General features: G+C 70.0%; 17 protein-coding genes. 1 reads left to right on the top strand and 16 read right to left on the bottom strand.

Going from position 1 to position 20,097, the window contains the following annotated elements; all coding sequences use genetic code 11:
* Positions 1-28: 28 nt before the first annotated feature.
* Positions 29-1,216, bottom strand: coding sequence for a glycosyltransferase (locus AB4Z46_RS11650; protein WP_442283655.1), 1,188 nt, complete (start codon positions 1,214-1,216; stop codon positions 29-31).
* A complete protein-coding gene (locus tag AB4Z46_RS11645) occupies positions 1,213-2,091 on the bottom strand; it encodes a UDP-2,3-diacylglucosamine diphosphatase (protein ID WP_442283654.1) in 879 nt (292 codons plus the stop codon). The genes AB4Z46_RS11650 and AB4Z46_RS11645 overlap by 4 nt, the downstream gene beginning before the upstream one ends.
* Before the next feature lie 112 nt (positions 2,092-2,203).
* On the opposite strand from AB4Z46_RS11645, the gene AB4Z46_RS11640 reads away from it, so the two are divergent.
* The gene (locus AB4Z46_RS11640) at positions 2,204-3,979 is read left to right on the top strand and encodes a lysoplasmalogenase family protein (RefSeq protein WP_442283653.1); all 1,776 of its coding nucleotides are present in this window, start codon (positions 2,204-2,206) and stop codon (positions 3,977-3,979) included.
* Here the strand turns inward: AB4Z46_RS11640 and AB4Z46_RS11635 are convergent.
* From AB4Z46_RS11635 to AB4Z46_RS11570, 14 genes are all read right to left on the bottom strand, one after another.
* Positions 3,934-4,908 (bottom strand): Bug family tripartite tricarboxylate transporter substrate binding protein, encoded by a 975-nt coding sequence (locus tag AB4Z46_RS11635; RefSeq protein WP_442283652.1) that lies wholly within the window; start codon positions 4,906-4,908, stop codon positions 3,934-3,936. The two genes, AB4Z46_RS11640 and AB4Z46_RS11635, sit on opposite strands and share 46 nt — an antisense overlap.
* Before the next feature lie 13 nt (positions 4,909-4,921).
* Positions 4,922-5,902, bottom strand: coding sequence for a Bug family tripartite tricarboxylate transporter substrate binding protein (locus tag AB4Z46_RS11630; RefSeq protein ID WP_442283651.1), 981 nt, complete (start codon positions 5,900-5,902; stop codon positions 4,922-4,924).
* A gap of 44 nt (positions 5,903-5,946) precedes the next feature.
* Positions 5,947-6,684, bottom strand: coding sequence for an enoyl-CoA hydratase/isomerase family protein (locus AB4Z46_RS11625; protein WP_442283650.1), 738 nt, complete (start codon positions 6,682-6,684; stop codon positions 5,947-5,949).
* 30 nt (positions 6,685-6,714) lie between these two features.
* Positions 6,715-8,844, bottom strand: a complete 2,130-nt coding sequence (locus tag AB4Z46_RS11620; protein WP_442283649.1) for an acetate--CoA ligase family protein — start codon at positions 8,842-8,844, stop codon at positions 6,715-6,717.
* 38 nt (positions 8,845-8,882) lie between these two features.
* A complete protein-coding gene (locus tag AB4Z46_RS11615) occupies positions 8,883-9,644 on the bottom strand; it encodes an enoyl-CoA hydratase/isomerase family protein (RefSeq protein WP_442283648.1) in 762 nt (253 codons plus the stop codon).
* Entirely contained in the window at positions 9,641-10,237 is a 597-nt protein-coding gene (locus AB4Z46_RS11610) for a cysteine dioxygenase (RefSeq protein ID WP_442283647.1), read from the bottom strand. The genes AB4Z46_RS11615 and AB4Z46_RS11610 overlap by 4 nt, the downstream gene beginning before the upstream one ends.
* Complete coding sequence (locus AB4Z46_RS11605; RefSeq protein WP_442283646.1) at positions 10,237-11,403, bottom strand: CaiB/BaiF CoA transferase family protein; 1,167 nt, start codon at positions 11,401-11,403, stop codon at positions 10,237-10,239. The genes AB4Z46_RS11610 and AB4Z46_RS11605 overlap by 1 nt, the downstream gene beginning before the upstream one ends.
* 136 nt (positions 11,404-11,539) lie before the next feature.
* Entirely contained in the window at positions 11,540-12,283 is a 744-nt protein-coding gene (locus tag AB4Z46_RS11600) for an ABC transporter ATP-binding protein (protein WP_442283645.1), read from the bottom strand.
* A gap of 148 nt (positions 12,284-12,431) precedes the next feature.
* Positions 12,432-13,298, bottom strand: coding sequence for an ABC transporter ATP-binding protein (locus AB4Z46_RS11595; protein ID WP_442283644.1), 867 nt, complete (start codon positions 13,296-13,298; stop codon positions 12,432-12,434).
* Positions 13,299-13,305: 7 nt separating this feature from the next.
* Complete coding sequence (locus tag AB4Z46_RS11590; RefSeq protein ID WP_442283643.1) at positions 13,306-14,211, bottom strand: ABC transporter permease; 906 nt, start codon at positions 14,209-14,211, stop codon at positions 13,306-13,308.
* Positions 14,208-15,320 (bottom strand): ABC transporter permease, encoded by a 1,113-nt coding sequence (locus tag AB4Z46_RS11585; protein ID WP_442283642.1) that lies wholly within the window; start codon positions 15,318-15,320, stop codon positions 14,208-14,210. Before AB4Z46_RS11585 ends, AB4Z46_RS11590 begins: the two co-directional genes overlap by 4 nt.
* Complete coding sequence (locus AB4Z46_RS11580; RefSeq protein WP_442283641.1) at positions 15,317-16,912, bottom strand: ABC transporter substrate-binding protein; 1,596 nt, start codon at positions 16,910-16,912, stop codon at positions 15,317-15,319. The genes AB4Z46_RS11585 and AB4Z46_RS11580 overlap by 4 nt, the downstream gene beginning before the upstream one ends.
* A gap of 39 nt (positions 16,913-16,951) precedes the next feature.
* Positions 16,952-18,385: an NAD-dependent succinate-semialdehyde dehydrogenase gene (locus AB4Z46_RS11575; RefSeq protein WP_442283640.1), complete on the bottom strand. Its 1,434-nt coding sequence runs from the start codon at positions 18,383-18,385 to the stop codon at positions 16,952-16,954.
* A gap of 37 nt (positions 18,386-18,422) precedes the next feature.
* A complete protein-coding gene (locus AB4Z46_RS11570) occupies positions 18,423-20,063 on the bottom strand; it encodes an ABC transporter ATP-binding protein (RefSeq protein ID WP_442283639.1) in 1,641 nt (546 codons plus the stop codon).
* Positions 20,064-20,097 lie beyond the last annotated feature (34 nt).

Genomic DNA, 20,097 nt, shown 5'->3' with positions numbered 1-20,097 from the left:
GCTCCAAGCCGAGTGTAACTGCTTGTACTTATAAAGTTCTACTTTCAAGCCCCGCCGAGGCTGACTCGGGGGCGGGGCGCTCCGCCCGGACAAGGATGTCCTGCAGGATGACCGGCAACTCGAACATCGCCCGGTTCTGGATCCTGCGCGTCGCCGCCCGGTAGCGCCCCAGTTGCCCGGTCAGCTCGTCGACCGCTGGCCCTACCTTGGCGAAGCTGCCGCACACCAGCCCCACGCCCTGCTCGCGCACCCACTGGGCGTTGTAGCGCTCCTGCGGCAGCGTCCAGCGATTGCGCACCACGATCACCGGCAACTGCATCTGCACCGCCTCGCTCAGGCTGCCGGGGCCGGGCTTGCCGATGAAGAAGTCGGCCAGGCGCATGTAGTGCGCGATGTCGGGCGTGAATTCCAGCACCTGCCGCGGCGCCCGCGCCGGCAACGCGCGCAGGGCCCGCGCGAGCGCGGCGTTGTGGCCGCAAGCGAGGATGAGCGGGGTCTCGGGCAAGCGCTTCGCGATCCCGAGCATCGCCTTCGAGCCCTGGCCGCCGAACAGCACGATGCCGGTCGGCCGATCCGCATCGAGCCCCAGCCGGCGGCGCTCGGCGGCGCGGTCGATCGGCGGCCGCTCATGGAAGGCCGAGCGCATCAGCATGCCCGAGCTGGCATGGATTCGTTCGTCCGCATAGCCGGCCGAGCGCGCCTGCTGGACGGCCTTCGGCGAGCCGCACACCAGGTGCTGGTCCAGCCCCTTCTCGATCCAGAAATGCGGCGGGTGATCGGCCAGGTCGGTCAGCACGGTCACGTAGGGAACGCCCGGCAGCGTCGAGGCCAGCGACTCGCACAGCGCGCGGTTGAAGTTCGGGATCAGCGACACGACCATGTCCGGCTCGGTTGCCAGCCAGTGCTGCTGCAACGCCCGCACCAGCGTCGCGTGGCTCCAGCGGATCATGCCCTGGAGCAGCTTGAGTTCCTGCGCCAGGCCCAGCGTCCAGCCGCGCGCGAGCCGCTTGTTGTAGACGTCTTCGGGGTCCATGCCGGTCAGCTTGCGGAAGCTGTCCTTGGGGTCCAGCACCTCGCGCAGGTTGACCCGCCGCACGGTCCACGGCAGGCCGGCGCGCTGGATCGCGGCCTCCAGCGCCAGCGCCGAGGCGCGATGGCCGCCGCCGGCATTGAAGTAGACGAGGTCGACGGTTCGCGCGCCGGACACCGCCGTCATGCGGACACCGCCGCGCGCCGCGAAGCCCCCGCCCCGAGGCTCGAACGGGCCGGCAGCTGCCCGGCCCAGTACAGGATCTCGAGCGAGCCGTCGGCATGCTCGGCCAGCGCCGTCAGGCTCTCGACCCAGTCGCCGTCATTGGCATAGAGGATGCCGTCGATGTCCCGAAGCTCCGCGTGGTGGATATGGCCGCAGACCACGCCCTGCACGCCGCGCCGGCGGGCCTCGCGCGCCACCGCGCTCTCGAAGTCGCCGACGTAGCTGACCGCCCGCTTGACCTTCTGCTTCAGGTACTTGGACAGTGACCAGTAGGGCAGCCCCATGCGCGCGCGCAGCGAGTTGAGGTGCCGGTTCAGCCGGAGGGTGAACTCGTACAGCGAATCCCCCACATGGGCCAGCCATTTCGCGCACTGGATCACGCCGTCGAACAGGTCGCCGTGCATCACCCACAGCTTGCGGCCGTCGGCGGTCTCGTGGATCCACTCCTCCGCGACGTCGATGCCGCCGAAGTTGTGGTGCAGGTACTTGCGCGCGAACTCGTCGTGGTTGCCCGGGATGAAGATCACCCGCGTGCCCTTGCGCGCCTTGCGCAGCAGCTTCTGGATCACGTCGTTGTGCGCCTGCGGCCAGTACCAGTGGCGGCGCAGCTGCCAGCCGTCGATGATGTCGCCGACCAGGAACAGGGTCTCGCACTCGGTGTGCCTGAGGAAATCGAGCAGCGCCCGCGCCTGGCAGCCGGGCGTGCCCAGGTGCAGATCGGAAATCCACAGGGTGCGGTAGCGCTGTGGCGGCCGGGTGGCTTCGTCATCGGCCGCGGCGCCCGCCGGACCGGTCGTGTCGCGCCATGCGCGAAGAAAGGCGTCGTCGCGTTGCATGGAAGGGCACGATCGCAGTCGCGCGTGACGCGGCGGTGGCGCCGCGGTGACGGGTCCGTGACAGGGGAAGCATGGGGACGTTTCTTCCCTCGTGACGCCGAGAATCCCTGTCATGCGACCTGGCCAGATCATCGTTCTCGCGACCCCCGTCTTCTTCCTGCTGATCGGGATCGAGTTCCTGGTCGGCCGGCTGCGCGCACGGCGCGGCACCGGCCAGGACACCTACCGCCTGCCCGACACGCTCAACAGCATCGGCCTGGGCATGCTGAGCCAGATCAGCGCGGTCCTCACCGGACTGCTGCGCATCGGCATCTACACCGCCTGCTGGTCGGCCTTCGCGCTGTTTCCCGACGAGGATTTCTGGATGCGCTGGTACGGCTGGCTGGCGGCGCTGGTCTTCTACGACTTCTGCTACTACTGGCTGCACCGCTTCGGCCACGAGAGCGCGGTGCTGTGGGCGGCGCACGTGGTGCATCACCAGAGCCAGCACTACAACCTCTCGACCGCTCTGCGCCAGACCTCCAGCGGCGCGCTGTTCGGCTGGATCTTCTATCTGCCGATGGCCATTGCCGGCGTGCCGCCGCTGGTCTTCGGCGTGGTCGCGCTGATCGACCTGCTCTACCAGTTCTGGGTCCACACCGAGCAGGTCGGCAGGCTGGGCTGGTTCGACCGCTGGTTCTGCTCGCCCTCCAACCACCGGGTGCACCACGCGGTCAACGACCGCTACGTCGACCGCAACTACGGCGGCGTGCTGATCGTCTGGGACCGCCTGTTCGGCACCTTCAAGGAAGAGGACGAGCCCTGCGTCTACGGCACCCGGAGCCCGCTGCGGAGCTGGGATCCGGTATGGGCCAATGCCGAGGTCTACTGGTCGCTGGCGCGCGACAGCTGGCGCACCCGGCGCTGGAGCGACAAGCTGCGCCTGTGGTTCAAGCCGCCGGGCTGGCGGCCGGCCGACCTGGCGGCCAGCGACCCGAAGCCGCCCTTCGACGTCCGCCAGGTGCAGCGCTACGAGCCGCCGGCCTCGCACGGCGTGCAGGCCTTCGCGGCGCTGCAGTTCGCCCTGCTGCTGGTCGGCGCCACCGCCTTCCTGTGGTTCTCGGACACGCTCGCGTTCACCACCTCGCTGGTGTGGCTCGGGGCGCTGACCGCCGGGCTCTGGGCCACGGGCGCGGTGCTGCAGGGCCGGCTGCCGGTGATCGGCGTGCTGTTCGTCGATGCCGCCGCGCTGGCGACCGCGAGCGGCGCCCTCGGGCTCTCCGGCCTCCACGTCGTCTTCAAGCCGCTGGCGCTCGCGATCCTGATCGCTTTCGCCGTGAGCCGCGCACGCACCAGCGCCATGCCGGCGCGCTTCGCCGTGCTGCTGGCAGCGGGCCTGGCGGCATCGCTGGCCGGCGACGTGCTGCTGATGTGGCCAAGCCTGTTCGTCCCGGGCCTGGTGGCCTTCCTGCTCGCGCACCTTGCGTACATCGCGCTTTTCGCCGATGGCGTGGGGCTCCTTCCGCGCCGCCGCGCGCTGGCCGCCACGCTCGCGATCGGTGTCCTGATGTACGCCTTCCTGTGGTGGGGCGGCCTGCCCGCCGGCCTGCGAATTCCGGTCGGGGTCTATGTGCTGGTGATCGCCTGCATGGCGGCCCAGGCCCTCGGCCGCGCGGCCGTCCTGGGCGATGCAGGCGCGCGGCAGGTGGCGCTGGGCGCCTGCCTCTTCATGGTGAGCGACGCGCTGCTGGCGACCAACCGCTTCGTGCAGCCGCTGCCGGTGGCCTCGCTGTGGGTGCTGGCGAGCTACTACGCGGCGCAGTGGCTGATCGCGTCGAACGCACGGCCGTCGCCCGCGGCCGCTCAGTCTTCGGCGCGCAGACCGATGGCGGGCAACAGTTCGCCGTAGAGCCGGTTGTCGCTCTGGATCGCGCGGCGAAGCTCTTCGGGCGACCGCCAGTCGGGCAGCGTGCTGATGCGGCGCAGCTTGGCCTGGGTGTCGGGCTCGGCCAGCAGGGCCTGCAGCGCCTGCGAATAGCGCTGGTTGATCGACGCCGGCGTGCCCTTGGGCGCGAACAGGCCCCAGCCGGGCCCGGCCGGCTGCTTCACCTGGATGCCGGTCTCGGGGAGGCTCGGCACTTCGGGCAGCTCGGGATGGCGCACAGCGCCGAAGGCAGCCAGCGGCAGCACGCGCCCATCCCTGGCCAGCGGGACGGTCGCGCCGTCGATCAGCATGTCGATCTGCCCCGCCGCCAGCGCATTGACGGCATCGGCCGAGCCCTTGAACGGCACATGCAGCATGTCGATGCCGGTCTCGCGCTTGAGGATCTCGCCGGCGATGTGGCCGAAGGAAGCCTGGCCGGCCGAACCGTAGCTCAGTTTCCCGGGTCGCGCCTTGGCCATCTTCACCAGCTCGGGCAGGCTGGCCACGCCGAGATCCTTGCGCACCGACAACACCGACAGGTACTGCGCGACGCCACCCAGCGGCTCGAAACCGTTGATCGGGTCGTAGGGCAGCTTGTTGCGCAGGTGCGGCAGCACGGTGAAGGCCGTCACGGCGCCAAGCAGCACCGTGTAGCCGTCCGGGGCGGCGCGCGAGGCCAGTTCGGTGCCGATCTGCGTGGTGCCGCCCGGCCTGTTGTCGACGATCACCGTCGCGTGAAGGTTCGCGCCGAGGCGCTGCGCCACCAGCCGCCCGAGGTTGTCGCTGGTGCCGCCCGGCGGATACGGCACGATCAGCCGGATCGGCCGATCGGGCCACTGGCCCTGAGCCATCGAAGCCGGCGCCAGGCAGCAAGCCGCCACGGCGATCAGCGCCCTCGCAAGCAGTCCAGGCATCACGCGGTGCTCCCTATTCGACGTGGATGTCGGCGCGCACGATCAGGTCCTTGAAAAAGGTACTGTCGTCCTTGATCTGCGCGGCAAAGGCGGCCGGGCCGACGTATTCCGGGTACTGGCTCATGCGCAGCAACAGCTGCCGCGCCTCTTCGGTCGCAAGGATCTTCTCGACCTCGGCGGCCGTCCGGTCGACCACCGCCTTGGGCGTGCCCTTGGGCGCGAACAGGCCGAACCAGCTGCGCGTATCCAGGTCGTAGCCCTGCTCCCGGATCGTGGGCACGTCCGGCAGTTCGGGATGGCGCGTCTTGCTCAGCACCGCGATCGCCTTGACCTTGCCGGCCTTGACCTGGGTCAGGCTCACCGGGTCGTAGATCATGTCGATGCGCCCGCCCATCAGGTCCGAGAGCGCTTCGGCCGAGCCCTTGTAAGGCACGTGCAGCATGCTGATGCCCGCCTTGTAGTTGACCATCTCGCCCGCCAGGTGGGTCGCGGTCGCCGGGCCGGCCGAGCCGAAGGTGTACTTGCCCGGCGCCTTGCGCGCGGCGGCCACGAGTTCCTTGACGTCGTTGAAGGGCGCGTCCTTGCGCGCGGTCGCGATCGAGTAGCTGCCGGTCAGCTGGGCGATCGGCACGAAATCCGCGAACGGGCTGTAGGGCACCTTGCGCAGATGCGGCGTGATCGCGAACACCGCCGTCGGCGCCACCATGAAGGTGTAGCCGTCGCCGGGCGCGCGCGCCGCGAGGTCGGCACCGATCGTGGCGCCCGCGCCGCCGCGGTTGTCGACCACCATCGATTGCCCCAGCGCCGCGCCGAGCTTGTCGGCGATGAAGCGGCCGATGGCGTCGGAGTTGCCGCCGGCCGGATACGGCACGATCACGCGGATCGGCTTGTTCGGCCAGCCCGCCGGTGCGGCCTGGGCGTGGACGGAGGACGCGCTCAGCGCGATCAGGGCTGCGCCGAGCGGCAACAGCAGGTGTCGAAGCGGTGAGGACATGGCGATGGTGGGTTTCTGTGGTTGTCTTCGAACGGCGGGCGCACTCAGCGGCCCGTGTAGACCGGGGAGCGCTTCTCCCGGAAGGCCGCCATCCCCTCCTGGATGTCCGCGCTGTCGCGCACCACGTTGAGTTGGCGCAGGGTCTCGGCCATGGCCTCCGACGGGCTCTTCGGCAACACGTGCTGGTTGACGAAGCGCTTGATGGTGGCGAGCACCAGGGGCGCCGACTTGGCCAGCGTCTCGGCCTGCTGCATCGCCACCTCGACCTGCTTGCCGACCGGCACCACGTCGGTGGCCAGTCCGACGTCGTAGGCCCGCTGCGCCTCCACGCTGCGGCCGAGCAGCATGATGTCCATCGCGACCTTGTGCGGGATGCGCGCCGCCAGGCCGGCGATCATGCCGCCGGTGAAACCGAGGCGCGCCTCGGGATAGGAGAACTTCGTGTTTTCGGCCGCCACCAGAAGGTCGCACATCATGGTCAGCACCATCGCGCCGCCGACCACCCAGCCCGCAGTCGCGGCGATGATGGGCTTGTCGGTCGTGAAACCCGAACCCGGAATGCAGCGCCAGAGTTCGGGCAGGTTGCTGACGTCGGCGCCGGACGAGAACGCGTCGTTGCCGCTGCCGGTGATCACCGCCACGCGCTGCTCCGAGGCGTCGAACTCGGCGAAGCCGGCCTGCAGCTCGAGTGCCGTGTCCTTGCAGATCGCGTTCTTGCGCGACGGGCGGTCGATGGTGAACAGCGTGACCTTGCCGTGCTGTTCGATCTTGATTTGTGCCATGTGATGTGTCTCCAATGAATCGATGAAGGATCAGTGATTGCCGATGCGCGCGCGGGCGTCGACGGCCACCGCGCCCTGGCCTTTCAGYCGGACCTTGAGCGGATTGACTTCGATCTCGAAATCGTCGTCCGGCGACGCGCTCGCCAGGTCGTGGGCCAGCCAGCCCAGCCGCACGATGGCGTCCACCACCGCATCGACGTCGAGCGCGCCGCGCCCACGGTAGGCGGCCAGCAGCGGCGCCACCTTCAGGCCTTCGACGGCACGCCGCGCGCTCGCCGCGTCGACCGGCGCCGGCAGCACCGCGATGTCCTTGAGCAGCTCCACCAGCACGCCGCCGGCACCGACGACCACCTGGGCGCCGAACTGCGCATCGCGGCGCGCGCCGATGATCAACTCCAGCTCGCCGGACTCCTGCGCCTGCAGCGAATAGCCGTCCACGCGGGCCCGTGGCGCGGCTTCGGCGATGCGGGCCTGCATCCGCGCCAGGCGCTCTCGCAGGTCGGCGGCGTCGACGATGTTCAAGGCGACGCCGCCCACGTCCGACTTGTGGGCGATGTCGGGCGACACCACCTTGAGCACCAGCGGGAAGCCCAGTTGCGCGGCGGCCGCCAGCGCCTCGTCGGCGTTGCGCACCAGCCGCTCGCGGTTGACCGGCAGCCCCGCGCTGCCCACCAGCGCCTTCGAGGCCGCCTCGCCGAGCGCACCGGCCGCGGGCCGCTCGAAACGGTAGTTGTCGGTCGGCCGCGCGGCGGGCGCCGGCTCGCGGTAGTCGGACCACGACTTCCAGCCGCGCAGCACACTCATCGCCTCGGCCAGCGTGTCGACGTAAGGCAGCCCGCGTTCGACCAGGATGGCGCGTGCCGGCACGGCGACGCGGCCCGGCAGCATCACATAGAGCGTCGGCTTGCCGCCGGCGCGGGGCTTGTCGGCGCCGTCGGCCAGCTGCCGCGTCAGGCCCGGCACGTCCGGCGCGGTGGTCAACACCATCAGGCCGAGGTCGGTGTTCGGATCGGACAGCGCCAGCTCGGCCGTGACCACGCCGAGCTCGTCGGTGCCGTCGTGCTTGCGGCCGCCGACGTCGATCGGATTGGCGGCCTGGCCTTCGGAATAGTGCTCCGCGAGACCCTCGACCGTCGCCGGCTCGAAGCGGGCCAGCGGGATGCCGGCATGCGAGAGCTGGTCGGCCGTGATCGCGCCGCCACCGCCCGAGGTGGTGATCACGGCCACGTTGCGCACCACGCGCTTCGGGTAGCGGACCATCGCCCGCGCCAGGCTCAGCATGTCGAGCGGGTCGTCCAGCATGACCACGTTCTCACGCTCGCAGACCGCCTTCAGGGCCGCGAAGTCGCCGGCCAGGCTGGCCGTGTGCGAGTAGGCCGCACGGCTGCCGTCCGCGGTGGCGCCGGCCTTGACCATCAGCCAGGGCTTGCCCGCGGCCCGCGCGCGGCGCGCCAGCTCGACGAAGCGCTGCGGCGACTTGATGCCCTCCACGTAGCTGCAGATCACCTGGGTGCGCTCGTCCTCGATCAGGAACTCGATGAAGTCCGTGAGCTCGAGGTCGGCCTGGTTGCCGACCGAGACGCAATGCGAAAAGCCGATTCCCATGCCGTGCGAGCGATCGAACAAGGTGCCCATCAGCGCGCCGCTCTGGCTGATGAAGCCGATCGGCGCCTCGATCAGGTGCTCGACATTGAGCGCCGGCGACGAGCACAGCACCAGCTTGTTGACCGGACTGATCAGCCCGAGGCAATTGGGACCGATCAGCCGCATGCCGTGCGCGGCGGCCGCGGCCACCACTTCGCGTTCCAGCGCCAGGCCCTCGGGGCCGGCGTCGGAAAACTTCGAGGTGATGATGATCCCGGCCTTGGCGCCGCGAGCGGCACAGGCCGCGATCTCGTCCTTCACCTTGTTGCGCGGCAGCGCCATGATGACCATGTCGGGCGCCGTCGGCGTGGCGTCGACGCTGGCATAGGTCTTGAGGCCGAACAGCGAGTCGCGGCCCGGGTTGATCGGATAGACCGCGCCGTCGTAGCGGTGCTGCAGCAAGGTCTTGTATAGCCGGCCGCCGAATTTGGTCTGGTCTTCCGAGGCGCCGATGACCGCCACCGAGCGGGGATTGAGCAGTGTCGAAAGTGGGCGGGAAGACGGAACTGGAGTCACTGTTGAAATCCTTCGGGAGAAATGAACGACTGCGCCTCTCAGGCCTTTGTCTGGGCGGCGCGGTAGGCTGCGATGCGGTCGCGCAGGCCGGGCCGCGCGGCCGAGTGGGCGAGGCGCAGCAGGTCCTGCGCGTCGCCCGCGTCACCGCGAGGCCGGCGACCGCAATCGATGGCCGCGTGAACGGCGCGCCGGGTCGGGGCATCGAGGCGCCGAGTGCGCGCGGTGAGCCGTGCCAGCTCTTCATCGAGCGCTTCGGGCAGCAGCTGCCGCGTGGCCAGTCCGCTGGCCAGGGCGGCCGGCCCGTCGATCAGGCGACCGCCCTCGATCCAGTCACGCGCCTGCGTCGGGCCGATGGTGTCGGCCAGCCGCGCGGTGCCGAGCACCAGGCCGAAGGCGGCACCCGGGAAGGCGAACGATGCATCGCCGACGATCCAGCGCTCGGCGCAGGCGCAGAACAGGTCGGCGCCCGCGCCCATGGTGCGGCCGTGGGCCAGCGCCAGCGTCGTGAACGGTGCCGCGTGCAGCGCCTGCAGCAGCAGCTCGACGCGGACGAAGCGCGCCAGCAGGCTTTCGTCGGTCTCCTGGTCGAGCCCGGACAGGTCGAAACCGGTGCAGAAGTGGCGGCCTTCGCCCGAGAGCACCAGCAGGCTCACCTGCTCGGCGGCGGCGGCCTCGACGGCCCGCGTCAGCTCGGACACCAGCGCGGCCGACAGCGCGTTGCCCTTGTCGGGGCGCTGCAGGCTCAGGTGCATCACGTCGGCGCTGCGCGTGATCCGCAGTTCGGAAGGGGTGCTCGTCATGCCGCGCCCCGGGCCCACAGGTTCGGCACCAGCGCGTTCGAGTAGCCCGACACGAAGGCCTTGCTTTCGCCGGTTTCGGGCACGTAGACGTGGCGCGCGATGCGCCCGATGTTGCCGCCGTACAGGTGGATGCTGATCGAGGTCCGGTCGGCGAAGGCATTGCGCACCACGTGGATGTCGCCGATGCGCGGCGACACCTGGTCGATGTCGCCGGGCTCGAGCCGCAGCTCGTCGCCGTCGGCCCGCAGCCGGCCGTCCGCCGCGCGCAGGTAGCGCTGCGCGCACTCGGCGCCGCGCAGCATGCCGATGATTCCCCACACCGTGTGGTCGTGGACCGGCGTCTTCTGGCCCGGGCCCCAGACGAAGCTCACGAGCGAGAAGCGGTCCAGCGGATCGCCGTACAGCAGATGTTGCTGGTAGTACTGCGGATGGCTCGCCGCCATCGCATCGGGCAGCCAGTCGTCCCGCGCGACCAGGTGGCGCATCAATGGCGCCGCCTGGGCGAGCATCGTGGCCTCGTCGGCCGGCACGCCCTGCGGCAGGTCGACCAGTCGCGTCATCGCCGCGACGAATTCGAGCAATCGATCGGACATCAGGCACTCCCTTCGGCGAATTGGCGGCGGATTTCCTCGGTGTGCTCGCCGAGCGCCGGCGGCGCGCGGCGGATCGGAAAGCCCTGGCCGTTGAGCCGGATCGGCGACGCGAAGGTGCGCGTCTGCCGGCCGTTGGGCAGCTGCAGCGGCTGGACCCAGTCCATGTGCAGCGTCTGCGGGTCGGCCAGCGCAGCGGCGTAGTCGTTGATGCGCGCATGTGGCACGCCCGCGGCGTGGAAGGCCTCGATCCAGTGCGCCACGGGCTGCCGCATGAACACCTCTTCGAGGATCTGCTTGAGCGCCTCCTGGTGCGCCGCCCTGTCGGTGGTGCTGAGAAAGCGCGCGTCCGATGCGAGCTCGGGCATCTCGACCACGCGGCAGACATCGAGCCACAGCTTGTGGTTGCCGGCGGCAATGGCGAAGTAGCCATCGCCGGCCTGGAAGGCCTGGTAGGGCGCGTTGCGCGGATGGGCCGAACCGAGCTTCACCGGGCTGCGGCCGTTGCCGAAGTACTCGCTGGTCTGCAGCGCCGCGATGCCCAGCGTGCAGCCGAACATCGGCACGTCGATGTGCGCGCCGGGCCCGCCCGCGCGCACCTGCGCCAGCGCCGCCGCAATCGAGAAGGCGGCATACAGGCCGGAGGCGAAGTCCGACAGCGGCACGCCGCACTTGACCGGCGCGCCGCCCGGCTCGCCGGTGATGCTCATGACCCCGGCCGCCGCCTGGACCGTGAGGTCGAAGCCGCCCTCGCCCGAGCGCGGACCGCTCTGTCCATAGGCCGAGATCGAGCAGTAGAGCAACTGCGGCCGGCTTCCGGCGAAGCTCGCGTAACCCAGGCCGAGCCGGTCCATCACGCCGGGCCGGTTGTTCTCGACCACGATGTCGGCATCGAGGATCAGTCGGCGGGCCAGCGCCACGTCGACCGGCGCCTTCAGGTCCAGCGCCACCGAGCGCTTGTTGCGATTGAGCGCCGCGAAGTTCTCGCTGTAGCCCTCGTTGAGCGGCGGCCACTGGCGCAGGCCGTCGCCGCTGGGCGGCTCGACCTTGATCACATCGGCGCCCATGTCCGAGAGCAGCATGGTCGAGAACGGGCCGGAGGCCGTCGAACAGAATTCGACGACGCGAACGCCCGACAAGGGCAAGGTGGCTGGCACGGAAGATTTCATGGCGTGGGGGACGGATACGGGTACGAGAAAGAGAGGGGCAAGGCGTTCTTCCGCAGTGGATCGATCCTAAATAGTTCCAATATGAAAAACAAATGTTCTGATATATGGAACTTCAGAAAACAACCCACGGAGGCTTTCAGCGCGCACCCGCGGCCGCCATGAGCTGGCGCGCCTCGTCGGAGCGTACGCGGCCAGCGACCAGGTCGGCGCGCGTCAGCACCTCGACGAAGCGGCCGCCGACCATGAAGGCGATGTGATCGCACATGTGGGCGACGACGTGCAGGTCGTGACTGACCATCACGAAGGCCTGCTGCAGTTCGCGCCGCAGCCGCGACAACAGGTTCAGCACCTCGGCCTGGACCGAGACGTCGAGCGCCGAGGTCGGCTCGTCGAGCAGCAGCAGCCGCGGCTCCACCAGCAGCGCCCGTGCGATGCACACGCGCTGGCGCTGCCCGCCCGAGAGCTGGCCCGGAAAGCGGAAGCGCACCGTCGGCGGCAGCGCCACCGTGCGCAGCGCGTCGGCGATGCGCCGGTCGTGCGCGTTCATGCCGTGCACGATCAGCGGCTCGCGCAGGGCCTCGTCGATCGTGTGGGTCGGATTGAGTGCGGCCAGCGGGTCCTGGAACACCATCTGCAGCACCCGCCGGTCGGCCAGGCTGCGGCGCCGGCCGATCGGCTGCCCCATCACCGCGACCCGCCCCTGCCAGTCGGGATCGATGCCGGCGACGGCGCGCAGGATGGTGCTCTTGCCGCAGCCCGATTCGCCCACGATGCCGAGGCTGCCGCCGTGCGGCACCGAGAAGGACACGCCCGAGACGACCGTCGAGCTGCCACGCCGGATCACGAGGTCGGAGACCGTCAGGGCTGCTGGTGCATGCATTTCAGTTCTCCACTGCGAAGGCCATTGCCACGGCCGGCGCGGCCAGATCCGTTGGTGGAACACCGCGGAGCCGGCTTCGCCGGGCCGCTGGTGTTGCCCCCGGCCGGGGGTGGGCGGCTACACGCAGTGAGCCAACCTGGGGGCGAGTTCAATTCAGCCATGCGGGGTCCCTGTTCAGTACCGGAAGATCCGCGCCGGGGTGCTCCAGCGAAGGGCGGCAGGCCATGAGGCCGCGCGTGTACGGATGGCTCGCCGCCAGCGCCATGCCGCCGGCCGGAAGCTCCTCCATCACGCGCCCGGCGTACATCACGATGACGCGGTCCGCGTAGCCGGCCACCAGATCGAGGTCGTGGCTGATCAGGATCAGCCCCATGCCGCGCAGGCGCACCTGCTCGTCGATCAGCGCCAGCATGTGGTGGCGCACCACGGCGTCGAGCGCCGAAGTGGCCTCGTCGGCGATCAGCAGGTCGGGCTCGGCCGACAGCATCATGGCCAGCATCGCGCGCTGCGCCATGCCACCCGAAACCTGGTGCGGATAGAGATCCGCCACGCGGCCGGGCTCGCGGATGTGGACCTCGGCCAGCAGCTCGCGCACGCGCCGCTGCACGCCCAGCCGCGGCGCCTTGCCGTGCAGCCGGAGCATTTCGGCGAGTTGCCGGCCGATGGTCATCAGCGGGTCCAGGCCCTGCCGCGGGTCCTGCACCACCATGCCGATGCGCCGCCCGCGCACCTGGCGCAGCCCGCGCGCGTCCAGTCCCAGCAGGTTGCGGCCGTCGAGCGCCATGCGCTGCGCGCTGACCGTCGCGCTGGCGGGCAGCAGGCCCAGCAGCGAGCGAAAGGTGATGGATTTTCCGGAGCCCGATTCACCGACCACGGCGAGCCGTTCTCGACCCATGCGCAGGCTCACGCCGCGCACGGCCTCGCTGCGCCCCTGCGGCGTGGCGAAGGCGATGCGCAGGTTGTCGATCTCGAGCAGTGGAACGCCGCCCGTGTCGCGATGCGTCGTCGATGTCATGTGGTGTTCACTTCACGCCGGGGTCGACGACGTCGCGCAGCGCGTCGCCGAGAAAGTTGAAGCCCAGGCTCAGCGCCAGGATCAGCAGGCCCGGCAGCGTCGACACCCACCAGGCCTCGAAGACGATGGCGCGCCCTTCGGCCACCATGGCACCCCACTCGGGCGCGGGCGGCGGCAGGCCGAGCCCCAGGAAGCCCAGGCCCGAGGTGATCAGCACGATGCCCGGCGCGTCCAGGGCCGCGCGGACCACGGCCGAGGGCAGGCACAGCGGCAGCGCATGGCGCAGCAGCAGCCGCAGGCGCGAGACGCCGAGCGCGCGGGCCGACTGGATGAATTCGGCCTGTCGCACCGCCGCGACTTCGGCCCGCGCGACGCGCGCGTAGGGCGGCCATCCGGTCAGCGCGATCGCGATCACGGCGGTCCACAGCCCGGTGCTCAGCGTGGCCGCGACAGCAATGGCCAGGATCAAGCGCGGGAAGGCCATGAAGACGTCGGCGATGCGCATCAGAACGGCATCGACCCAACCGCCCCACAAGCCCGCGGCGGCGCCGATCAGGAGCCCCGCGGGCACGCTGGCCAGCAGCACCAGCGCGACGATGGCCAGCGTCGGCCGGGCGCCGAACACCAGCCGCGAGAGGATGTCGCGGCCCAGCGTGTCGGTTCCGAGCCAGTGGCCCGCCGACGGTGCGAGCAGGCGCTCGCCGAGCGACTGCGCGGACGGGTCGGCCAGCGGCAGCACCGATGCGCAAAGCGCGATCGCGGTGATCAGGCCGACGATCGCGAGGCCAGCGAGCCCGATCGGGTGGGCGGCGAGGCGACGCAGCCATCGGTAGGCCGCGCCGAGGCGCGCCTGGGTGCGGGTCGTCGGCGTGTCCGACGCCAGCCAGCGAACGGATGCGCTGAGATGGTTCATGAATGACGCGTCCTCGGATCGAGCGCCGACTGGATCAGCTCGGCCGTGATGTTGATCAGCATGAAGATCAGCCCGACCAGCAAGGTGGCGGTGAGCACCGCGGGAATGTCGGCGGCGAACAGCGAGTCGGTGATGTACATGCCGAGCCCCGGCCAGGCGAAGACCGTTTCGGTGAGCACCGCCCCTTCGAGCAGGTAGGCGTAGGTCAGCGCGATCACCGAGAGAATCGGCCCGGCCGCGTTGCGCAGCGAATGCCGCCACAGGATCGCGGCTTCGCTGAGTCCCTTGAGGCGCAGCACCGTCGTGTAGTCCTGGCGCAGTTGCCACAACAGGAAGCTGCGCGTCATGCGCGTCACGTAGCCCAGCGCCACCAGGCCCAGCAGGCCGGCCGGCAGCACGATGTGCGAGAACGCGTTGCCGAAGGCCTCCCACTCGCCGGCCAGGGCGGTGTCGACCAGCATCAGGTGCGTCACGGCCGGTACCGAGTAGCGGTAGGCGACGTCGAGGCGGCCGGGCCCGGCGACCCAGCCGAGGTTGGCATAGAACACCAGCAGTCCGACGATGCCGAGCCAGAAGATCGGCACCGAGTGGCCAGCGAGCGATGCGATGCGCGCGATGTGATCCGGCAGCCGGCCCGCGTAGCGGGCGCACAGCACGCCCAGCGGAATCCCCAGCAGCACGCCGATCGCGATGGCCAGCGTCGCCAGTTCGAAGGTGGCCGGGAAATAGCGCAGGATGTCTTCCGCGATCGGATTGCCGGTGACCAGCGACCGGCCGAAATTGCCGCGCAGCATGTCGCCGACGAACAGCGTGAACTGCTCGGTCACCGGGCGATGCAGCCCCATCTCTCGAAACACCCGGTCGTACAGCTCCTGCGGTGCGCGGTCGCCGACGATGCGCAGCACCGGGTCGGTCGGCAGCACCCGGCCGAGCACGAAGGTCACCAGCAGCAGGCCGGCCAGCGTGATGGCCACCGTCAGCAGCGTCGACACGAGCCAGCGCGCCCGGCGGCGCCATGCGAGCGCCGCGGGCCGTGCCGCGGCCTTCGGTGCCGCAATGGCATCGTCGAGGTCGTCGACCAAAGGCGCCGTCGTCTCGGCCCGGCTCATCGTTTTTCGATGACCTGGTAGGCGGTGGAGTCGAAGGTCACGGCGCCGCCATAGCGCTGGACGTTGCTGCGCATCGCGACCGGCTCGACCTTCTGCACCATGAAGACGAACGGGGAATCATCGCGCACCACGCGCTGCAGTTCGCCGTAGCGCTGCATGCGTGCCTCCGCGTTCACCTCGTGCGAGGCTTCCTCGGTCTTGGCGGTCAGTTGCGGGATCAGCCAGCGGCTGCGCCAGGCCGCATTCTTGTTCGCGACGCCGTCGGCGTTGTCGGCATTGCGCGTGAAGAACTCGATGGTCGAACTGGGGTCGGAATAGTCCGGCGCCCAGACGAAGACGATCATGTCGTGGCGGCGTTCGCGGTAGCGAGTCAGCACCTGCGACGGCTCCGCCACCCGCAGGTCGAGCTTGATGCCGGCCTGGCCGAAGGTCGATTGCAGCGACTGCGCGATCTCCCGGTACGGACTGGCGGCCATCGCATCGACCGAGATGCTGAAGCCGTCCGCGAGGCCGGCCTTGGCGAGCAGCGCCTTGGCCTTCGCGACGTCGAGCTTGTAGGGTTTCTCGGGCAAGGCGCCGGAGACGCCCGCGGCGACGGGCGACTGGTTGACCTTGTACTGGCCGCGGAACAGCTGGTTGGCGATGCCTTCGTAGTCGACCAGCCAGCGTACCGCCTGCCACACCTCGGGCTTGGCCAGGTTCGGGTTGGCCTGGTTCAGGGCCAGGTAGTACACGGTCCCGCGCGGCACCTGCAGCACCTTCAGCTCCGGCTTGGAGGCCAGGGCCTGGATCTGGTCCGGGTTCAGGTCGGCCGCCACGTCGACATCGCCCTTCTCGAGCAGCAGCCGCTGGGCGGCCGGCTCGGACACATGGCGCACGATCACCCGCTTGATCTTCGGCGCGGTACCGCCCGCATAGCCCGGGAAGGCCTCGAGCACCACCGCGTCCTTGGCCTTCCACTCCACCAGCTTGTACGGGCCCGCACCGGCCGACCGGGTCCTGAGCCAGGCGTTGCCGAGGTCGCCGTTCTGCTCGTTGGCCAGGACCAGCTTCTTGTCGACCACCGAGGCGATCGCGGCGCTCAGCGCACTCAGCATCAGGTCGGTCGCATAGGGCTGGCTGAAGGTCAGCACCAGCTTGTCGCCTTCGCCCCGCACATGCTGTTCGACGTTGTCCTTCGTCCAGCCGAACTGGCGCAGGATGATCGACGGCGGCTTGCCCATCTGCACGCCACGGCGCAGAGAGAAGGCGGCGTCCTCGGCCGTCACCGCGTTGCCCGACTGGAACTTGAGGCCCGGCCTGATCTTGAACACGATCTGCTTGCCGTCGGGGGCGACCTCCCAGCTTTCGGCCACGCCCGGCACGATCTTCGCGAAGTCGAGCGGGTCATGCTGCACCAGCCGCAGGTACAGGTTGTTCAGCGTGTCGCCCGAGGCGATCTCGAAGGCCTCCTGCGGGTCCAGCGACAGAAAGGCGCTGATGTCGCGCGCGATCACCAGCGTGTCCGCGGGCGTGGCGGCCTGTGCGCCGCCCAGTGTCATCAGCGCCGAGAAGACGGCGGTCCCGAGGGCGTTCTTCATGGAGAAGTTCATGGGTTTCCTTGTGGAGGGAGAGGCGAAAAGCATGGACGGTCAGTCCATCTGCGTGACGAACTTGGTGACCAGGTAGCCGTCGAAGGTCTCGGTGCCGCCCTCGCTGCCCATGCCGCTGTCCTTGATGCCGCCGAAGGGCATCTCGGGCAGGCCCTGGCCGAAATGGTTGATGTTGACCATCCCGGCCTCGATGCCGTTCTGGATCCGCAACGCGCTCTTGCTGGAGGTGGTGAACGCATAGGACGAGAGCCCATAGGGCAGGCTGTTGGCGCGCCGGATGGCTTCGTCGAGCTCCTTGAACGGCACGCAGGCCGCGACCGGCCCGAAGGGCTCCGACTGCATGATCCGCGCATCGTCGGGCGGCGCGACGATGACGGTCGGGGCGAAGAAGTTGCCGATCTCGCCGATGCGTTCGCCGCCGACCTCGATGCGGGCGCCGCGCTCGGCCGCGTCCTGCACGAAATCGGTCATCGCAGCGACCCGCCGGGCGTGCGCCAGCGGGCCCATGGTGGTGCCGGCCTCGATCCCGGCGCCGACCTTGATGCCGCGGCTGGCTTCGGTGAAGCGCGCCATGAACCGGTCCCAGGCCTTCTCCTGGATGTAGAAGCGGGTCGGCGAGACGCAGACCTGGCCCGCGTTGGTGAACTTGAAGGCGGCCAGCATCGTGGCCGCGCGTTCGACCTCGGCGTCGTCGCAGACGATCACAGGCGAATGGCCGCCGAGCTCCATCGTGATGCGCTTCATGTGGCTGCCGGCAAGCGCCGCCAGCTGCTTGCCCACCGGCACCGAGCCGGTGAACGACACCTTGCGCACGATGGGCGACGCGATCAAGTACTCGGAGACCTCGTGCGGCACGCCCCAGACGATGTTGAGCACGCCGGGCGGCAGGCCGGCTTCGTGGAACAGGCGCGCGATCGCCACCACCGCGCTCGGCGAATCCTCCGGCCCCTTGAGGATGATGGTGCAGCCGGCCGCGATCGCCGCCGCGATCTTGCGGATGGCCTGGTTGTACGGAAAGTTCCACGGCGTGAAGGCGGCGCAGACCCCGATCGGCTCGCGCAGCACGAACTGCCGCACATTGGGCAGGCGCGGCGGGATCACGCGGCCGTAGATGCGGCGGCACTCCTCGGCATGCCAGTCGCAATGGTCGGCGCAGCGCATCACTTCGCCGACCGCCTCCGCCAGCGGCTTGCCCTGGTCGAGCGTGATGTTGCGGCCGATCTCCTTCGCCCGCGCCCGGCTCAGCTCGCCGACCTTGCGCAGGATCGCGCCCTTCTCCATCGGCGACACCGAGCGCCAGCTCTCGAAGGCGCGCTGCGCGGCCGCCAGCGCGCGATCGAGATCGGCCCGCGTGGCATGCGGCAGCCGGCCGATCTCCTGGCCCGTGGCCGGATCGAGCACCGGCTGTTCAGGGCGCCCGTCGCCGCCGCGGATGAATTCGCCATCGATGTAAAGGGAAAGCTCTTCGTACATGGGATCTCCTTGGGTGATGCCGCGATGGCGGCGTGTGTCAGGCCACGGCGCGTTCGGCGCTGTCGATGCGCTGCTCCCAGGCCTGCCCCGGCATGGCCTCGAACAGGCTTCGCGTGTAGGGATGCGCGGGCGCGCGCGAGACGGCCTCGACCGTGCCGGTTTCGACGATGCGGCCCTTGTGCATCACGGCGATGCGGTCGCAGATCTGGCTGGCCACGCGCAGGTCGTGCGTGATGAACAGCATCGACAACCCGAGCTTTGCGCGCACCTCGCGCAGCAGCTCCAGAACCTGCTGCTGCACCGAGACGTCGAGCGCCGAGACGGCCTCGTCGGCGACGATCAGGCGCGGCCGCATCACCAGCGCACGCGCGATCCCGATGCGCTGCCGCTGGCCGCCGCTGAACTCGTGCGGATAGCGCTCGGCCGCCGACCGGTCGAGCCCCACCAGGCGCAGCACCTCGTCCATCCGGCGCTCCGCCTCGGCCGGGGCGACGCCGCTCAGGATCACGTTCTCGGTGATGATGCGGCGCACGCGGTGGCGCGGGTTGAGCGACGCGAACGGGTCCTGGAAGATCATCTGGATCTGCGGCCGCAGCGGCGCCAGCGCGCGCCCGCGCAAGCCTTCGATGGCCTGGCCGTCGAAGCGCAGGCTGCCGCGCTCGATGTCGAGCAGCCGCATCACGCAATGTCCCAGCGTGGTCTTGCCCGAGCCCGACTCGCCGATCAGGCCGACCGTCTCGCCCTGGCCGATCGTCAGGCTCACCCGGTCGAGCGCCAGCGTGCGCCCGCGCGATCCGAACAGGCCGAGGCCGCGCGCCCGGTAGCTCTTGCAGACGGCATCGATCTCGAGCAACGGTGCCGGCGCCGCGGCGGCAGGCTGCGCACCGGTGCGCAGCCTCGGCACGGCATCGATCAGCCGCCGCGTGTAGACGTGGCGCGGGTGCCGCAACACCTGCTCGGCGCTCCCGCTCTCGACCACGCGCCCCTGCTGCATCACCACCACCTGGTCGGCGATATCGGCCACCACGCCGAAATCGTGCGTGATGAACAGGACGCCCAGGCCGCGGCGCTCCTGAAGGCGCCGGATCAATGCCAGGATCTGCGCCTGCGTCGTGACGTCGAGCGCGGTGGTCGGCTCGTCGGCGATCAGCAGCTGCGGCTCGAGCGCCATGGCCATCGCGATCAGGATGCGCTGGCGCTGCCCGCCCGAGAGCTGGAACGGATAGCGGTGGCGCAGCGCCTCGGGCTCGGGCAGATTCATCTCGGCCATCAGCTCGACGACCCGCCGGCTGCGCTCGGCCGCGTCGCCGCGGCCATGCACCAGCAGCGCCTCGTCGATCTGGTCGCCGACGGTCATGACCGGGTTGAGCGCCGTCATCGGCTCCTGGAAGATCATCGCGATGCGCGAGCCGCGCAGCGCGCGCATCGCATCGGCGTCGAGCGCCAGCAGGTCCTGGCCCTCCAGTGCGATCCCGCCGGCGGCCACGCGCAGCACGTTGCGCGGCAGTAGGCGCATGACCGCATTGGCCATCACCGACTTGCCCGACCCCGACTCGCCGACCACGCAGACGGTCTGGCCGCGCTGCACGTCGAGCGACACGTCCTGCACCGCGTAGGCACGCTCGCTGCCCGCGGGCAATGCCACGCTGAGCCCGCGGATCTCGAGCAGCGCGCTCATAGGGCAACCTCCGTGCTGCGCACTGCGGTGCGAG

The sequence above is a fragment of the Variovorax sp. M-6 genome, assembly GCF_052114385.1.
In the GTDB taxonomy this organism is placed as follows: Bacteria; Pseudomonadota; Gammaproteobacteria; order Burkholderiales; family Burkholderiaceae_C; genus Variovorax.
Note: the sequence above shows the minus strand (reverse complement) of the source record. Positions and strands in the feature narration are given on the sequence as shown.

Excerpts from the sequence above, each read along its gene's own strand:
- AB4Z46_RS11650 (WP_442283655.1), bottom strand. The coding sequence starts at position 1,216 with ATGACGGCGGTGTCCGGCGCGCGAACCGTCGACCTCGTCTACTTCAAT.
- AB4Z46_RS11645 (WP_442283654.1), bottom strand. The coding sequence starts at position 2,091 with ATGCAACGCGACGACGCCTTTCTTCGCGCATGGCGCGACACGACCGGT.
- AB4Z46_RS11640 (WP_442283653.1), top strand. The coding sequence starts at position 2,204 with ATGCGACCTGGCCAGATCATCGTTCTCGCGACCCCCGTCTTCTTCCTG.
- AB4Z46_RS11635 (WP_442283652.1), bottom strand. The coding sequence starts at position 4,908 with ATGCCTGGACTGCTTGCGAGGGCGCTGATCGCCGTGGCGGCTTGCTGC.
- AB4Z46_RS11630 (WP_442283651.1), bottom strand. The coding sequence starts at position 5,902 with ATGTCCTCACCGCTTCGACACCTGCTGTTGCCGCTCGGCGCAGCCCTG.
- AB4Z46_RS11625 (WP_442283650.1), bottom strand. The coding sequence starts at position 6,684 with ATGGCACAAATCAAGATCGAACAGCACGGCAAGGTCACGCTGTTCACC.
- AB4Z46_RS11615 (WP_442283648.1), bottom strand. The coding sequence starts at position 9,644 with ATGACGAGCACCCCTTCCGAACTGCGGATCACGCGCAGCGCCGACGTG.
- AB4Z46_RS11610 (WP_442283647.1), bottom strand. The coding sequence starts at position 10,237 with ATGTCCGATCGATTGCTCGAATTCGTCGCGGCGATGACGCGACTGGTC.
- AB4Z46_RS11605 (WP_442283646.1), bottom strand. The coding sequence starts at position 11,403 with ATGAAATCTTCCGTGCCAGCCACCTTGCCCTTGTCGGGCGTTCGCGTC.
- AB4Z46_RS11600 (WP_442283645.1), bottom strand. The coding sequence starts at position 12,283 with ATGCATGCACCAGCAGCCCTGACGGTCTCCGACCTCGTGATCCGGCGT.
- AB4Z46_RS11595 (WP_442283644.1), bottom strand. The coding sequence starts at position 13,298 with ATGACATCGACGACGCATCGCGACACGGGCGGCGTTCCACTGCTCGAG.
- AB4Z46_RS11590 (WP_442283643.1), bottom strand. The coding sequence starts at position 14,211 with ATGAACCATCTCAGCGCATCCGTTCGCTGGCTGGCGTCGGACACGCCG.
- AB4Z46_RS11585 (WP_442283642.1), bottom strand. The coding sequence starts at position 15,320 with ATGAGCCGGGCCGAGACGACGGCGCCTTTGGTCGACGACCTCGACGAT.
- AB4Z46_RS11580 (WP_442283641.1), bottom strand. The coding sequence starts at position 16,912 with ATGAACTTCTCCATGAAGAACGCCCTCGGGACCGCCGTCTTCTCGGCG.
- AB4Z46_RS11575 (WP_442283640.1), bottom strand. The coding sequence starts at position 18,385 with ATGTACGAAGAGCTTTCCCTTTACATCGATGGCGAATTCATCCGCGGC.
- AB4Z46_RS11570 (WP_442283639.1), bottom strand. The coding sequence starts at position 20,063 with ATGAGCGCGCTGCTCGAGATCCGCGGGCTCAGCGTGGCATTGCCCGCG.